This window comes from Paenibacillus sp. cl130, assembly GCF_900116035.1.
Taxonomy (GTDB): domain Bacteria; phylum Bacillota; class Bacilli; order Paenibacillales; family Paenibacillaceae; genus Paenibacillus; species Paenibacillus polymyxa_B.
This window is the reverse complement of sequence record NZ_FOYG01000017.1, coordinates 11,069-27,893: the sequence shown is the minus strand read 5'-3', so window position 1 is coordinate 27,893 and position 16,825 is coordinate 11,069. Positions and strand designations below refer to the sequence as shown.

10 protein-coding genes and 4 tRNA genes are annotated in these 16,825 nt (G+C 42.8%); all 14 read left to right on the top strand.

The genetic code is table 11. The annotated features are described in order from the left end of the window. Positions 1–2: 2 nt before the first annotated feature. The 14 genes from BM358_RS25925 (at position 3) to BM358_RS25860 (ending at position 16,819) form a co-directional block, all read left to right on the top strand. A tRNA-Gly gene (locus BM358_RS25925) sits at positions 3–77 on the top strand. 5 nt (positions 78–82) lie between these two features. Further along, positions 83–159 (top strand) — tRNA-Arg (locus BM358_RS25920). A gap of 20 nt (positions 160–179) precedes the next feature. Beyond that, positions 180–253, top strand: a tRNA-Pro gene (locus BM358_RS25915). 9 nt (positions 254–262) lie between these two features. Continuing rightward, positions 263–333, top strand: a tRNA-Gly gene (locus BM358_RS25910). A 738-nt stretch (positions 334–1,071) separates the two neighbouring features. Continuing rightward, positions 1,072–3,864, top strand: coding sequence for a phosphoenolpyruvate carboxylase (ppc, locus tag BM358_RS25905; protein WP_028542643.1), 2,793 nt, complete (start codon positions 1,072–1,074; stop codon positions 3,862–3,864). Positions 3,865–4,055: 191 nt separating this feature from the next. Further along, on the top strand, positions 4,056–4,622 hold the full coding sequence (gene sigW, locus BM358_RS25900) for an RNA polymerase sigma factor SigW (RefSeq protein WP_016818747.1): 567 nt from the start codon (positions 4,056–4,058) through the stop codon (positions 4,620–4,622). A gap of 150 nt (positions 4,623–4,772) precedes the next feature. Continuing rightward, positions 4,773–5,396, top strand: a complete 624-nt coding sequence (locus BM358_RS25895; protein ID WP_013312128.1) for an anti-sigma factor — start codon at positions 4,773–4,775, stop codon at positions 5,394–5,396. A gap of 221 nt (positions 5,397–5,617) precedes the next feature. Further along, positions 5,618–6,451: a diadenylate cyclase CdaA gene (gene cdaA / locus BM358_RS25890; protein ID WP_013312127.1), complete on the top strand. Its 834-nt coding sequence runs from the start codon at positions 5,618–5,620 to the stop codon at positions 6,449–6,451. Beyond that, positions 6,448–7,917 carry a CdaR family protein gene (locus tag BM358_RS25885; RefSeq protein WP_028542644.1) on the top strand — a complete coding sequence of 490 codons (1,470 nt, stop codon included), beginning with the start codon at positions 6,448–6,450 and terminating at the stop codon, positions 7,915–7,917. The genes cdaA and BM358_RS25885 overlap by 4 nt, the downstream gene beginning before the upstream one ends. A 60-nt stretch (positions 7,918–7,977) precedes the next feature. Continuing rightward, positions 7,978–9,318, top strand: a complete 1,341-nt coding sequence (glmM, locus tag BM358_RS25880) for a phosphoglucosamine mutase (protein WP_013312125.1) — start codon at positions 7,978–7,980, stop codon at positions 9,316–9,318. A 631-nt stretch (positions 9,319–9,949) separates the two neighbouring features. Continuing rightward, entirely contained in the window at positions 9,950–11,782 is a 1,833-nt protein-coding gene (glmS, locus tag BM358_RS25875) for a glutamine--fructose-6-phosphate transaminase (isomerizing) (RefSeq protein WP_023990480.1), read from the top strand. A 312-nt stretch (positions 11,783–12,094) separates the two neighbouring features. After that, entirely contained in the window at positions 12,095–12,907 is an 813-nt protein-coding gene (locus tag BM358_RS25870; RefSeq protein ID WP_028542645.1) for a heteromeric transposase endonuclease subunit TnsA, read from the top strand. A 16-nt stretch (positions 12,908–12,923) separates the two neighbouring features. Then, the gene (locus tag BM358_RS25865; RefSeq protein ID WP_028542646.1) at positions 12,924–15,113 is read left to right on the top strand and encodes a Mu transposase C-terminal domain-containing protein; all 2,190 of its coding nucleotides are present in this window, start codon (positions 12,924–12,926) and stop codon (positions 15,111–15,113) included. Beyond that, positions 15,110–16,819, top strand: coding sequence for an ATP-binding protein (locus BM358_RS25860; RefSeq protein ID WP_028542647.1), 1,710 nt, complete (start codon positions 15,110–15,112; stop codon positions 16,817–16,819). The genes BM358_RS25865 and BM358_RS25860 overlap by 4 nt, the downstream gene beginning before the upstream one ends. Positions 16,820–16,825: the final 6 nt, after the last annotated feature.

Here is a 16,825-nt window from a genome sequence, read left to right as displayed (position 1 = left end):
TTGCGGACGTGGCTCAGCGGTAGAGCATCGCCTTGCCAAGGCGAGGGTCGCGGGTTCGATTCCCGTCGTCCGCTCCATATTTGCGCCCTTAGCTCAGCTGGATAGAGCGTTTGACTACGAATCAAAAGGCCGGGAGTTCGAATCTCTCAGGGCGCGCCATATTTTTAAAAAAATTATATCGGGATGTAGCTCAGCTTGGTAGAGCACCTGGTTTGGGACCAGGGGGTCGCATGTTCAAATCGTGTCATCCCGATACTATTTTGCGGGTGTAGTTCAATGGTAGAACTTCAGCCTTCCAAGCTGATAGCGTGGGTTCGATTCCCATCACCCGCTTACCGATTACCTAGAAGCCGAAAGGCTTCTTTTTATTTTGTCCACATTACATTTACTTCTATGTATATAAGCTAGTGTAATTATGTCTCCTGTCATGCACAGTTGGGGATGACTTGTGCATATTGTACATAGGCTCTTGTTACTTTTGACACCTAGATCCCGAATTTCCCCTCTAACGTACCCCTTTCTCCTGCAGTAAGGCTAATTTCGTGATCAAATCCTTTAAATATAGGAATCCTATAGCTATTATGGTACGAATTCATGGTGATAACTCAACAGTTGCTCTTGGGTTGTGCACATTTCCCTTTATTTATGTGGGTAAAAAGCGAAGTGTTAAAGAGGAAATACCTTAGAAACACTGAGAAAATGGCTAATTTGTGTATATCTTTGTGGATAGAAGGCTAATGGAGTTGACTTTGTCAACAAATAATAAACATATACACACTATGTCGCATGAATTTGTACCTTTAAAAACACACTCTTTATAAGAGACTGTGCATAATGTTTCACGCATCACTAGTATATACATTCATTTCTATTTATTAATTTCATATTTATTCATAACAATCCAATATTTTCTCGAAAGAAGTAATTCAAAAAGATGATTTTTTACTGTAAATTTTGCAGCTTTTCATGCGTTTTTATTGTATGATGTTAAGAAAGTGTCAAATTTCGTGTGTATACGTACCTTTGCTATAACTGTATATGGTGTGGAACAGATCAGATGGGGGGAAAAGCATGACTGAGCTTACGTTAACCGCTAACAAAAACCAATCCAACAATCTGCTACGGCGGGACGTTCGTTTTCTAGGGAATATTCTTGGTGAGGTTTTGGTTCATCAGGGTGGCAACGAACTTTTGGATATCGTGGAGAAAATACGTGAGACAAGTAAATCGTTACGTGCCGGGTATCAGCCGGAGTTGTATGAGAATTTCAAACAAATGGTCAGCGGACTGGATACGGATATTCGTCACCAGGTTATTCGCGCGTTTGCGATTTATTTTCAGTTGGTGAATATCGCTGAGCAAAACCATCGTATTCGCCGTAAGCGGGATTATGAGCATTCGGCTGGTGAAGATGTTCAGCCCGGTTCCATTGAAAGTTCCGTTCAGGAGCTTAAACAAGGGGGCTTCTCCGCTGAGGACGTTAGCAATTTGCTGAATGAGCTCTCTTTGGAGCTGGTCATGACCGCACATCCTACAGAAGCGACACGACGAGTAATACTTGATATCCACAAGCGCATTTCCGAGGACGTCATGCTGCTGGATAATCCGATGCTTACCTTGCGTGAGCGGGAACAGGTACGGGAGAATCTGCTAAACGAAGTAATTACGCTGTGGCAGACAGATGAGCTACGTGATCGCAAGCCAACTGTATTAGATGAAGTAAGAAATGGAATGTATTATTTTCACGAGACCTTGTTTCATGTACTCCCAGATGTGTACCAAGAATTGGAACGATGTTTGGACAAATATTATCCCGAACAAAAATGGCACATACCCACTTATCTGAGATTTGGTTCCTGGATCGGTGGAGACCGAGACGGCAATCCGTCTGTGACAGCTCATGTGACTTGGGAAACGTTACGTATGCAGCGCAAGTTGGCTTTGAGAGAATATCAGCACACGTTAAAGGAACTCATGGGTTACTTGAGTTTCAGCACCAGCATTGTGCGAGTTTCCGATGATCTGCTGGCTTCTATTGAAGAAGACCGTACACACATTACACTTAAAAAGATGGAAGTATGGCATAACGAAAAAGAGCCTTATCGCATTAAACTAGCATTTATGATTGCTAAAGTGAACAACATCCTGGATGAAAGCAAACAGGGCACCAATGAGCGTTATAATTCTGCGGAAGAGCTCATTGCAGACCTAAATGTTATTGATAACAGCCTGCGTCATCATTTTGCCGATTATGTAGCAAACACATATATTCAAAAGATGATTCGCCAGGTAGAGTTGTTTGGATTCCATACAGCTACGCTGGATGTGCGTCAGCATAGTCAAGAACATGAAAATGCGATGACTGAAATTCTTTCTAAAATGAATATTGTGTCGGATTACAGTAAGCTGTCAGAAGAAGAAAAAATAAATCTGCTGGAAAAGCTGCTGAATGAACCTCGTCCGATTACTTCACCGTATTTAAAATATAGCGATAGCACACAGGAATGTCTTGACGTATATCGTACGATTTATTTGGCTCAGGAGGAATTCGGCAAGCAGTCCATTACAAGCTACTTGATCAGTATGACTCAGGGAGCCAGTGACTTACTGGAGGTTATGGTCTTATCCAAAGAGGTAGGCCTGTTCCGCATCGAGAAGGATGGTACTGTTATCTGTACGCTGCAATCCGTCCCTTTGTTCGAAACGATAGATGATCTGCATGCTGCACCTGATATTATGAGAAGATTGATGAACTTGCCTGTATATCGACAATCTGTGGCTGCGATGGACCAGCTTCAGGAGATTATGCTGGGATACTCGGACAGTAATAAAGATGGCGGTGTGGTTACAGCGAACTGGGAACTTCGGGTCGCTATGAATAGCATTACGGAAGTAGTTAATGAGTTTGGCGTAAAAGTGAAGTTTTTCCACGGTCGTGGAGGTGCGCTGGGTCGTGGTGGAATGCCACTTAATCGCAGTATTTTGGCTCAGCCTCCTCATACGATTGGAGGCGGAATCAAGATTACGGAGCAAGGCGAAGTACTATCATCCCGATACTCGCTTAGAGGCATCGCGTACCGGAGCTTGGAGCAGGCAACATCGGCGCTGATTACGGCTGTGGCATATCATCGTTCCGGGAAGAAGGAAGTGTTTGAGGAGAGCTGGGAGGAGATTATCGCCCGCATTTCCCAAGTATCACTGGATAAGTATCAGGATTTGATTTTCCGAGATCCAGATTTCTTCAACTTCTTCAAAGAATCTACACCGTTGCCTGAGGTGGGCGAGCTGAATATTGGATCTCGTCCGTCCAAGCGTAAGAACAGCGAACGTTTTGAGGACTTGCGCGCCATTCCATGGGTTTTTGCATGGACACAAAGCCGTTACTTATTACCTGCGTGGTATGCGGCTGGAACAGGTTTGCAAAGCTTCTATCAAAACAATGAGGATAACCTTAAAGTGCTGCAAACGATGTTTAGGGACTCTGCTTTCTTCCGGTCACTTATTGATACACTGCAAATGGCAATCGCTAAAGCGGATTTACTGATTGCAGAAGAGTACGCTGGGATGTCGGATAACGAAGAGGCCCGGCAGCGCATTTTCGGACAGATTTCAGCGGAGTTCAAGCTGACATCTGAGTTGATTTTGAAAATAACCGGACAATCCGAGATTTTGGACGACGTGCCGGTTATTCAGGAATCTATCCGGTTGCGTAATCCTTATGTTGATCCGTTAAGTTACTTGCAGGTTCAATTGCTAAGTGAGCTACGGGAGCTGCGGGATCAGAACGGTGATGACACTGAAATGCTGCGTGAGGTATTGTTGACGATTAACGGAATTGCCGCAGGCTTAAGAAATACGGGCTGATATAGTGTGGTTGTACGAATACAGGCAATCGGGTACTCATGGGGTGCCCGATTGTGCTGTTTGTATATTGATGGCAGGTGTGCTTGCAGTTAGTAACAATACTACAGTTGATTTCCGGATAAAATTAAACTACGATGAATAATCATAAACATGTAGTAAGTAACCCATCAGCAAGTCTGGGGGAGTATAGAGTGGATAATATGGAAAGCCGCTTGGTGAGGCTGGTACAGAAAGGTGATCAGCGAGCTTTTGCGGAGTTAGTCGAGTTATATAAAGATCGGATTTTTCATCTTTCCTACCGGATGCTAGGTAATCGCCATGAGGCGGAGGATCTGGTGCAGGAAACTTTTTTGCGTGTGTATCGTAATTTGGAAAAATACGATCATGGACAGAAGTTCTCAACCTGGATTTATCGAATTGCTACAAATCTGTGCATTGATCGTCTGCGAAGGAGAAAACCTACATACTCACTTGATGCTGAAATGAATGATCAGGAAGGTGTCGATGGGTACGCCATGCTCGCCAGTGAAGAGCTTACCCCTGAGGGGAGTACGCTTCTGTCCGAAACGCAGGCTTTAATTCATGACGCCATTGACAGCCTTCCGGATAAATATAGGACGATTATGGTTTTACGGTACTTGCAGGAGCTTTCCTTACAGGAAATCAGCGATGTGCTCAATCTCCCAGTCACCACGATTAAGACAAGAGTACACAGGGGCCGGGATTTTCTGCGCAAAAAACTGGAGCACAAGCTATAGATCATGCGCATAGATTCTAGGAAAAGAGTCTGCGTAGATGTTTTTATGAAACATAATGCTCGTTGTAACGTATGTAAGATGAGCAAAGTTTCTAAGCCGGAGCATGTTATGTTGAGAAACACGGAAGAATATTAGAAAGGATTGGCTCATATGGATTGCAAACAAGCCGTCTCTTTTATGCATGACTATCTAGATGGCGACCTGTCTGAGCAGGACAAACATGAGTTGGAACAGCACTTGTTAGACTGCCCGGAATGCCGCATGCGTTTTAAAGAGCTGGAGCGGACGGATGCGATGCTTTACGGTACACGCTATCATCAAGTGCCGTGTGTATCGGATGAGCTGACATTTCGCATTATGAATGCTTTGCCACCGCATAAAAGACAGACTGCGGTGCCTATGCTGACGTGGGTGAAAAGGCATCCCGCTGTAACAGCCGCTGCCTTCTTCCTTATTGTTATATGCTCAAGCATGGCCAGCTTTTCTAGCACGGACCATCAATTGGTAGTCAAAGGAAGCCAACTGGATCAAGTCGTTATTCAGGGTGATACTGTGATTGTGCCTGAAGGGAAATCCATTGCCGGAGATCTAACAGTGCAAAATGGTGAAGCCCGTGTATACGGCGATGTGGAAGGAAATGTAACTGTAATTGATGGTTCTTATTATCAAGCGTCCACCGCTCATATTGCAGGACAGGTTAAAAGTATTGATCAAACCTTGGATTGGATTTGGTACAAGGTTACTGATTTATTCGGGGGACCCTCTTCTCCATAAAAGAAGCTTGAAATGGCAAGGACGATATCGAGCGCCTCTTTCCGCTGGAAAAGGCGTTTTTTTGTATATGAAGCTGGCGAATTGTACTGTATTTTACTGATTTTAGCGGTTCTTTTGTCACACAGCTTGCAACGTGAGCCTGATCGTTATAACCTAGATAGAGAGAGCATACTGTGTACATATTACACCCACTCACTACAGAAAATTGCGGGGGCATGCGCATGTTGGATTATTTTGCGGACCTGACTTGGAAAGAGTCCATTAAAGATATTATCGACATTTTGATCGTAACCTATATTATGTATCAGCTTATTTTACTTGTTCGCGGAACGCGTGCAGTTCAATTGTTGAAAGGGATTCTGTTTCTGGTTGTCATTTGGGCGGTTAGTACCTGGTTTGATTTGTATACCCTCAAGTGGTTGATGAACCAGATGTTCACCTTTGGTGTGGTGGCTATCTTTATTATTTTTCAGCCTGAGTTGCGTCGTGCACTAGAACAGTTGGGGCGTGGCAAACTATTTGGGCGTTCGTCTGCGGATGATGAAGAGATTAACAAGTTAATCGGAGAAATGATTAAGGCGCTGAATTATTTATCACGTAGGAAAATAGGAGCTTTGGTCGTATTTGAGCGTGAGACAGGGCTAAACGAATATACAGAGTCTGGTATCAAGACACAGGCTGTAGTCAGTTCTGAACTGCTAATTAACATCTTCATTCCTAATACACCTCTGCATGATGGTGCGGTGATTATTCAAAATAAACAGATTGCTTCTGCGGCCTGTTATTTGCCATTATCGGAAAATCCGTTCATCAGCAAGGAGCTGGGAACCCGTCACCGTGCTGCGATTGGGGTGAGTGAGGTAACGGATGCCGTAACTGTCGTGGTGTCAGAGGAAACAGGGCAAATTTCTTTGGCCATTAATGGACAGGTCGTGCGCGACATTAAGGAAGAATCCCTAATCTCCAAGCTGTATGAGGAGTTGCGGCCAACACCGTCTTTGAAGGAAAAACGCGGCTCATTCTGGAATCGGAGGGGAGGCCGTGGAAATTCATGATGGACAAATGGATTAACAATAATACGATTTCAAAGATTTTGGCGCTTGCGGTTGCTGTTCTGCTGTGGGGAATGGTCCATCTAGATACAGGTACACCTTCATCTACGCTGACCGTTTCTTATAATAATAAAGTGATTGATAATGTGGCCATTCAGGCCAGTGGTCTGGATGATTCAAAATATGTATTGTCTACCATGGATACTGACCATGTAAAGATGGAAGTTAGAGGACAGCGTTCTGTGCTGACTTCCTTTTTCGCGGATAATTATCAGGCAAAGCTAAACTTAAACGGCTTAGGAGCAGGCACTAAAACATTATCACTCGAACCGGATTTACCGGACGGGGTGGAATTGGTATCTATGACTCCTAACCGTGTTACAGTGACGATTGAGGAAAAACAAACGAAATCATTTAATGTATCTATAGTTCCTCAAGGAAATCCAGATGCGGGATTGCAGCTTGGTAAGCCTGTGATTGCTCCTCAAACCGTGAAGGTTACCTTGCCCAAAAGCCAGTTGAGTACCGTCACTGCCGTTCAGGGGGCTGTTAATACGGATGGCATCTCAGAAAAGTTTGAACAGAAGCGTGTAAAACTGAAGGCTTATAACAAAAAGGGACAGGAACTTACAGGTGCGGTCATTGAGCCATCCACTGTGTCCGTTGAAATTCCGGTAACTCAGCAGGCGAAATCTGTGCCTGTTAAGATTGTATATTCCGGAGAGTTGCCAGACGGATTGGCGCTTTCTAAAGTCAATGCAAACGTGAAAGAAGCGGCGGTGTATGCATCGCAGGATGTATTGGGCAGCCTTAGTTCTTACGTCACGGCTACATTGGATTTAAGTCAATTTACGGAAGCGGGGACCCGTGCAGTTCAAGCTAATTTGGCAGCCCCCTCAGGTTCTGATAAAATCGAGCCAGGGTCAATACAAATTCAGGTGACCGTCGTTCCTTCCAATGAAGTCACAGATACGGAACGGACGCTGTCAGGCATCCCAATCGTTTTACAAGGTGCAGGAGATGGAGCGACTGCGACTGTTACAGCGCCCGCAGGCAAGACGATGGATGTTACTGTGAAGGGCCCGCAGGATATGGTAAACAATTTAACCAATGATGATATTAGTTTGGTGGCAGATGTAAGTGGCCTCGCGGCTGGTCAACACGAGGTTACTCTGAAAGTAGGCTTGCCTAAATATATTACGCAAGCCGGAAATGCTAGCCAACTAAAGGCAACGGTCAACATTGAGAGCCCTTCTACGCCTGCTGTAACGAATCCGAACAGTGAGAATGAATCAAACCCCTCTGGTAGTGGCGAAAAGGGGCAGGAGAGGCCACAGGAGGGGCAAGGCAGTCAAAGTGGAGACTCTGACGCTAAGACCGGGGACAATGCAGCTGCGGAGGATAAAACAAATCCTCATAACGGCGCAGATTCTTCTGCGAATGGAACCTCGGAGAACAGTCAGCCATAACATGTTTTATCTGTAGTAAATAATCATGATTTATTAGACAAAAAAAGGGAGTCATTTTACATGGGGAAATATTTTGGTACAGATGGTGTACGAGGCGTTGCTAATCAGGAACTTACAGCCGAACTGGCATATAGCATTGGCCGCTGCGGCGGATATGTTTTAGCAGGTAATGTAGAGAAACCGACAGTTGTTATTGGTATGGATACACGGATATCTGGACTGATGCTGGAATCGGCTCTTGTAGCCGGTTTGCTGTCCATTGGGGCTAATGTGGTTCGTCTAGGTATTGTTTCGACACCTGGGGTGGCATATCTCACACGTCAATTGAAAGCTGACGCTGGTGTGATGATCTCAGCATCCCACAATCCAGTTGAAGACAACGGCATTAAGTTTTTTGGCGGCGACGGTTTTAAATTGACAGACGAAACGGAATTGAAAATTGAAGAGCTGATGGATGCAAAAGAAGACCAACTGCCTCGTCCGATTGGTGGCGGATTGGGAACGGTTGTTGTAGACGAGCACTCCCGCTACGATTATCTGGAGTTCTTGAAAACAACAATTAGCCATTCTTTTGAAGGGTTAAAAATTGTACTGGATTGTGCAAACGGAGCAGCTTATGAGCTGGCGCCGAAGCTTTTTGCAGAACTGGGAGCTGAGGTACATACCATCGGTGCCGAGCCAAACGGTTTGAATATCAATGATCATTGCGGATCGACTCATCCTGAGAAGTTGAAAGAGGAAGTGCGCCGCTTGAAAGCGGATATTGGTCTGGCCTTTGACGGCGATGCCGACCGTCTGATCGCGATTGATGAGAACGGGGAAGAGGTAGACGGCGACTATATTCTCTGCATTTGCGGAGATGCAATGAACCGCGCGGGAAAACTTAAGGATAGCACCATTGTATCGACAGTGATGAGTAATATCGGTTTTTATAAAGCTACTGAAAAGCTGGCACTCAAGACTGCAAAAACTGCGGTCGGGGACCGTTATGTGATGGAAGAAATGCGTCGGGGTGGATTTAATCTGGGCGGTGAGCAGTCTGGTCATGTTATTTTCCTGGATCACAATACGACAGGCGATGGCATGCTGACCGGGATTCAGCTGGTAGATACCTTGAAAGCTTCTGGCAAGAAAATGAGTGAGCTAAAATCGCTCATGAAACAGTATCCGCAAGTGCTCGTAAATGTGCGTGTGCAGGACAAACGCAATTACGAGGGGAATCCTGCTATTGCAGAAGCAATTGAGCAGGTGGAACAACAATTGGGTGATAATGGGCGTGTATTGGTCCGTGCTTCAGGCACAGAATCACTTATTCGTGTGATGGCCGAAGGCCCGGATAAGGACGAACTGGAGCAATTTGTCGGTCAGATCGTAGATGTCGTGAAGAAAGAATTAGTTTAAAATTTTGTAAACGTCGGTTGCCTGCGAAAAAGAAGCAGGCAACGGCGTTTGCGGTTATTTACTAACGATTTATGACCTTCATGGTGTAATTATGAATAAAGTGTCATTGCCAAATGATACTTAGCTGAATATAATATAGGGATGCTGTGACTCAGATAGAGAAAGTGAGGGTTGTAAGGTTCGTAATACAAGCGCCAGAGCTTGATTTTGTGCGGGGGAACTTGGTGGAGAAGCAACGGATTCAGTTGAGATAAAGTTGCTCGCAAATCGGTTCACGACAAAACAAGCTGACGAGGTGAAGGTGTTCGAAACATTCGGCGGGGACCTTCCGGTGAAGCATCAAGCCGTAAACCGGCAGCGGAAAATGAACAGGCAACTGTTTACACAACGCACCGGTAGATGCCTTTATTATTTTATAACCTAAATTATAAGATTCATTTCATGAATGTGCGGCCATCATCATTGGCGTGCGCGGTTTGGGAATTTCGTTACATTCGTGAAGAGATGCCTGTAAATTCTATAGTTATCATTGACAACTTCATAGATGAATGAACTTTATTCCGCAATCTACCGCACACGTTAGTCCTGTGATGAGTCGTCTTGTGAAATGATGATCGGGAGGATAACGAATATGTGTGGCATTGTAGGATATATTGGTAATCAGAATACACAAGAGGTATTGATTGACGGATTGAAGAAGCTGGAGTATCGCGGTTATGACTCTGCGGGTATTGCCGTGTTTACAGATTCAGGATTGCAAGTAGCTAAGGCTAAAGGTCGTCTGGCGAATCTGGAAGCTAAACTGGATGGTACGCCATTGGTAGGCCATGCAGGTATCGGACATACACGTTGGGCAACGCACGGTAAGCCTTCTGATGAAAACTCCCATCCACATTTGGATGAGAGCCAAAAGTTCTCTGTAGTTCACAACGGAATTATTGAGAACTATCTGGAGCTGAAGGAGCAGCTGATCAGCGAAGGTCATACCTTTATTTCCGAAACGGACACGGAAGTTATTTCCCATCTGGTTGCGCGTGAATATAAAGGGGATATCGTCAAAGCAGTACAAAAAGCTATTACCTTTATGCGCGGTGCTTTTGCACTGGGTGTGCTGACAGAGCATGAGCCTAATAAGCTGGTTGCTGTTCGTCAAGCTAGCCCGCTGGTTATTGGTGTGGGAGAAGGCGAGAACTTTATCGGTTCCGACATTCCGGCTATTCTGAAATATACACGCAATGTATTTATTTTGAACGATGGCGAAATGGCTGTTTTGACCAGTGATGCTGTCGAATTAATGACAATCGAAGGCCAATTTATTTCTCGGGAAATGATTCATGTCGAATGGGATGCTGTAACAGCAGAAAAAGGCGGCTATGAGCATTTCATGCTGAAAGAAATTCACGAGCAGCCTAAGGCTTATCGTGACACAATGTTGGGCCGTATCGATAAAGATACTAAAAAAGTTGTTCTTCCTGAGCTGAAGCTGACAGAAGAACAAATTAAAAATATCCGCAACATTCAAATTGTTGCGTGTGGTACAGCTTACAATGCTGGTTTGATTGGTCGTACAGTTATTGAAAGTCTGGCTCGTATACCGGTAGAAAACGATGTGGCTTCCGAATATCGTTATCGTTCACCTATCGTAACACCAGAGACATTGGTGATCGTAGTGAGCCAATCCGGTGAAACTGCTGACACGTTGGCAGCACTGCGTGAAGCACAAGCAAATGGCGCTCATGTACTGGCGATTACCAACGTAGTCGGCAGCTCCATTGCCCGTGATGCAGATGATGTGTTGGTTACACTGGCAGGACCGGAAATTGCCGTAGCCTCCACTAAAGCATATTCTTCACAGTTGATTGCGTTCTATCTGTTTGGTTTGTATCTCGCTCAAGTGCGTGGCACACAAACGGGTGAGCAAGTAGCTCATGTGCTGGCTGCTATGGAATCTCTGCCAGAGCAAGTGGAAGAGATGCTGGGTAAAGCAGATGCGATCAAAGCCTATGCTGAGCAAATTGCGAGCCACAAGCACCTGTTCTTTATTGGTCGCGGTCAGGACTATGCTGTAGTACAGGAAGGCTCCCTGAAGCTCAAGGAAATCTCCTACATTCATTCCGAGGCTTATGCTGCGGGTGAATTGAAGCATGGTACACTGGCATTGATTGAAGACGGCATTCCGGTTATCGCTTTGGTAACACAGGAATCCGTGTTGGAGAAAACCGTGAGCAACATTAAGGAAGTTAAGGCTCGTGGTGCAGATGTTCTTGCGATTACGTACGAAGAGCACGCAGTTGAGTTGCTGAAGTCCGTGGATCAGGTATTTGCCATTCCAAAGACACTTCCAATCCTGTCTGCTGCAATTTCGGTTGTATCTCTCCAACTGTTGGCTTACTACGCTTCTCTTGCACTGGGTCATGATGTTGACAAACCACGTAACCTGGCGAAAAGTGTTACCGTAGAATAAGCTTTAGTAAAATGCTAAACTAATTGTTCAGTTACATTAAAGTTGGTAACTGAACATTAATGTTGGTAACTAGGTCATAATGTTGGTAACTACGATTTAATGTTGGTAACTCAAGATTATTAAAAACTTCAAATGGAAATAGTTACGGTCAGCAATACATTTGGACTGTAACGGTATCGCTTCTAGCCACGCGGCACAAGAAGAGCAAGGTGTACGAAAGGTACATCCCTCTTTTTGTGCCGCTTTTTTTGTTCTATATTAAATTTTTATTGCCCATACTAATGCTAATCAATATTTTAGGAGGAAAATCGGATGATCAAAAAAGGACAACCACAATGGAAAATAGAGAAAAGACGATTAAAAGAAGGACGCGGAAAGGGCCATTTTGCCGATTATCAACCTTATATAAAAACTTACGATTTTTCATCAGAGGGTGTGCGGACACGTTCTTTAGGGTGGAGTTCAGGAAGGCATCATCATTTTATGTCGCGTGATGAGTATAACTATTTTCTTACTTTGGAATTTTCTGATTGTATCGTAGATATTCGCGAACAGTATCCCCTTCTACCTAAAGAGAGAACTATAGAAATCGCAAAGGAATTAAATGTTCCTCATCCAAGCGATGATAATGGAGATCCGGTTGTCATGACTACAGACTTTAATATAACTACTCTTGGAGAGCAGCATCCAGAAGATTTGCAAGATAAAATTCGTACTCTTAAGCCGACAATTGAACTAACACAAAGTACATTGCAGAAATTTGAAATTGAACGCCGTTTTTTCGAAGAGAAAGGAATAGATTGGGGAATAGTGATAGACGAGCAACAGCCCGCCAACTTAATTTTTAATTTGGACTGGATCTATGATAGTTACTATTTAAGTGCGAAACAAGGCCTGAATCCAGATAACGTAAGCTATGTTACACCCTATATTTTTGATGCAATAAACTCGAGTGAAGAATCGTTTATAAATATTTGTCTTTCGCTTGATAAAGACTTCGGTTATAAACCTGGTTCTTGTTTATTTATCGTGAAACATATGCTAACAAATAAAATATGGTCGACAGATATGTACAAAGGTAAGCTTATAAACCAAACCAACATTCAATTGCAAATTATTGAGTAGAAAAGGAGGGGAATCATTGTTCAATATCCTAGCGGATACAGTTTTAGAATGGCTAGATGAATCGGATATGACAGTATCAATTGGAAGAGTTTTATGGATATCACCCGAAGCTACTGATAGGGAGATAGTAATAATGGATATCACAGAAGAAAAAAATCTTTCGTTCCCATATTGGAAAAAACTTAGTGAAATTGAAGAAGAATTTGAAGGAGGCTGTCTCCGAAAGATAGAATTTTTGCCAGACCCTAAATTGATGGATGAAAACTTCATAAGACAATATAGCTCTAAACGTGATATGAGATGGAACACGATTCAGGAAATTGCTTTATTAGAACCAGATATATACATTCCTAAAAAAAGGGGCCCTCTAATTGAGCAACTATGCACAGATAAAAAAAAGAATAAAAAGGTGATTTACGAATTATTGAAAGAATTTTGGTTTCATGGGAAAGCAATAAATGGTCTGCTTCCGGACTATAAAAAGTCTGGTGCACGTGGGAAAAAACGAGATTACAAAAAAAAACCAGGAACTCGCCCTGAAGAAGCAAAATACGATAAGAGATTAACCGGTCTTGTTATTACTGAGGATATAAAAAAAGTTTTCCGGAAATACATTAAGAAATATTTTAACGAAAAGAATCTGGATTTTAAATCAGTTTGGAATGAAATGTTGGATAATCATTTTACCTCTGGATATTCTCGAGAGTATGGGGTTAAAGTACCTATTCCTCTTCCACCCGAACAGCGGCCGACTTTACGTCAGTTTGGCTACTTTTTAAATAAAGAATACTCCTTTAGACAGAAGAAAATCGGAAGGAAAGGAAAGCGGAAATATCAGAAGGATCATCGGCATATGGACGGAGATGAACGACAAAGAGCGTGGGGACCTGGTACTGTGTATGAGGTTGATTCTACCCCTTGTGATGTTTACATTGTGCACTCAGTGAATCGCGAACAGGTTATCGGCACCCCTATTCTTTATATAATTGCTGACGCATTCAGTTCAGTAATTACAGGGTTCTATGGTTGGCTAAAATCAGCCTCCTATATGGGAGCAGCAATGGGCTTTGAGAATGCAACAACTAATAAAGTAGATTTTTGTAAAGAGTTTGGAATTACCATTTCAGAGGAGGATTGGCCAAGCCAAGGTCTCCCCAGAATACTTACTGCTGACGGTGGAGAACTCTCAGGCTATAACGCTGAAAATATGGTAGCGCTCGACACAAGTGTGGAAATTCTTCCTTCGTATAGACCTGAACTAAAAGGGATTATTGAACGATTTATGAGTACGATGAACAGGGAAGTGAGAAAGTATTTCCCAGGGGGACGTGTGAAGCAGGTCCGTGAGCGTGGCGATAAGGATTATCGTGTAGAGGCTGTTGCAACATTAGAATCTTTTTTCAAGTTTATAATTCAATGTATTCTAGAGCATAACAATAGCATTGTGAGTGAGGAGTTCGTAGTCGATCCATTGATGTATCAAGCTGGCATAGAACTGACTCCCAATCAAATCTGGAAATGGGGAGTTGCAAATCGTACTTCTGCTTTGCATGATAAACCGAGAGATTTGATTCGAATGAATCTGTTACCAAGAGATACTGCAACGGTCACTCAGCATGGAATTAAATATGGAAAATTGAGATACACCTGTAAGCAGGGGAGTGACGAGGGATGGTTTGAAGAGGGATATTTGGACGACTCAAAAACAGTGCATATTTCATTCGATCCTCGAATTTGTGGTGGTATCTTTGTAAGGCGTCAAAATGGTGAATTTATTTTTTGCCATCTGACAAGAAAGTATGAAAAGTATAAGCACTTTTCCTTTGATGAAGTGAAAAAGATTTTAGATATGCCAGTAGACCAAAAGAAGGAATACAAAGAGGAACAGCATCAATTACAAACTAAATCAAGAGCTATTAAAAAAAGTATCGTAGCAGAAGAAATAGCTGAGACAAATGCGATGCTCCCAATGGGAGTAAGCAAAAGTAACCGAGTTAAAAACATGTCGGCATCGAATCAAGATGAACGTAACAATTGGGCAAAAGAACATTCCTGGTTAGCTGAAGATATCAAAGGAGCTTATATTGATAGCTCAGAAGAGAGTGGAGTAGAAAATTCTCTGGTGAATTCTTCACAAGAAACAGATGAAGACGCCATGAACGAGTTTTTAGACTTTACACAAAAAAAGTGGGGTGACATGAAATGACAGAGCAAATTACAGGAGCATTTTTGAGAGGATATGCATGTACGGCAGAATACAGAGATGACGAAGTAATTGAAGAGTACAAAAACAACCCGCTTATCGAAGCATTTCCAAAGCGAATTGATAAATCTGAATTATTGGAAAGGATCTTCAGAACACCGTACTATAACAACAATCATCGAAAGCTTGATCTTGAGGATAGACTCGAGTTAATTGATCAAATTTATGATGAGTTTATGCAGCCATTGCCTTCACATATTGATCTGCACCGAGCTATCTATTCGATGATACGACGCGGCTACAAAGGGAGAAATCCCTTGAGCCCATCCTATACAAGGCAGTTCGCTATTGGTCATGAAAAGATTTGGAAAGCTGGAATTGATAGTGAAGGACGTAATTTAGCAGGTATCTCACCTACCTCATCCACATTTTCGCTTGTAGGACTTAGTGGAATGGGGAAAACGAGATCTGTTGAAAACATACTTTTGCAATACCCACAAGTAATTAGACACGAAACATATAAAAGCGAACCGTTTATTAGAACGCAACTTGTCTGGCTTAAGATAGAATGTCCATCAAGTAAATCCCTTAAGTCACTATGTAACAACTTTTATATGGCTATTGATCGTATTTTAGGTACTAATTATTACGCTCAGTACTCTCGTTCAAGAGAAGATACGTTTGATAAACTAGCAGCTACAATGTCTCATGTAGCTTCTTTGGTTAATTTGGGTTTATTGGTGATTGATGAGATTCAGCGGGTAAATAAAGGGACGTCAGGCGGTGAGAACCGGATGATCGAATTTATCGCTGAGCTGACTAACACTTTCGGTGTACCCATCATTATTGTGGGCACGTTTAAAGCGATGTATTTATATAAGAAATCTTTAGCAAATATTAGAAGAGCAATCCCGGTAACCTATATGGAACATATCATTGACCGCATGGACAATAAGCAACAATGGAATTTATTTTTAGGTAGTTTATGGAATCTCCAATACACTAAAACTGATACGAAGTTAACTAAGGAACTTAGCGATACAATGTATTTTGAAACACAAGGAGTACTAGATATTACCGTAAAGCTATATATGCATATCCAGTCACATGCGATTATAAAAGGAGGGGATGAACGAATTACACCAGCAATGATTCGGGAAGTAGCACGGAAAAGCCTTCAACTCCTTCAACCTTTGTTTGGTAAGTTTCGCCGAGGCGATACCAGTGCAACTGAAGAAGAGTTTGAAGATATAAAGCCAAAATGGCTTGAACTAAATGATTATTTAAAACAGGCGGACCATCGTGTTGAAGTAACCGGTGCTCTATCTAATGAACACAAGAGGGCTCTCCAACAAAAAGATGAACAAAAAATCATCAAGAAACTTTTTGATCACGCTGTACAAAATGGCTTAGAACCATTGAAGGCTGAACAGGCTACAAATTCTGTTTACCAAGCGAGTCAAGGGATGGGGAATCTAAAGGCTTTGATGGAAACACTGAACAAGCAGGTGGATGAATCTAAAGCAGTAGTTGAACAAAAAAAAAATATTTCAAGTCTACCGAAGCAGAGAGCCACAAAAAAGATAAAACCTATGCTACATCCAAAAGACATTAGAAGTATTGTACTTGAAGGCGAAAAGGCAGGAAAAACTATAGACGAAGCTTTGAAGGAGGCCGGCTATATCAAGCCGTATGATGAGTTTATATGATGAATC

What these genes read in the sequence shown, in the direction of transcription:
- ppc (WP_028542643.1), top strand. Translation starts at nt 1,072, where the DNA reads ATGACTGAGCTTACGTTAACCGCTAACAAAAACCAATCCAACAATCTG.
- BM358_RS25895 (WP_013312128.1), top strand. Translation starts at nt 4,773, where the DNA reads ATGGATTGCAAACAAGCCGTCTCTTTTATGCATGACTATCTAGATGGC.
- cdaA (WP_013312127.1), top strand. Translation starts at nt 5,618, where the DNA reads ATGTTGGATTATTTTGCGGACCTGACTTGGAAAGAGTCCATTAAAGAT.
- BM358_RS25885 (WP_028542644.1), top strand. Translation starts at nt 6,448, where the DNA reads ATGATGGACAAATGGATTAACAATAATACGATTTCAAAGATTTTGGCG.
- glmM (WP_013312125.1), top strand. Translation starts at nt 7,978, where the DNA reads ATGGGGAAATATTTTGGTACAGATGGTGTACGAGGCGTTGCTAATCAG.
- glmS (WP_023990480.1), top strand. Translation starts at nt 9,950, where the DNA reads ATGTGTGGCATTGTAGGATATATTGGTAATCAGAATACACAAGAGGTA.
- BM358_RS25870 (WP_028542645.1), top strand. Translation starts at nt 12,095, where the DNA reads ATGATCAAAAAAGGACAACCACAATGGAAAATAGAGAAAAGACGATTA.
- BM358_RS25860 (WP_028542647.1), top strand. Translation starts at nt 15,110, where the DNA reads ATGACAGAGCAAATTACAGGAGCATTTTTGAGAGGATATGCATGTACG.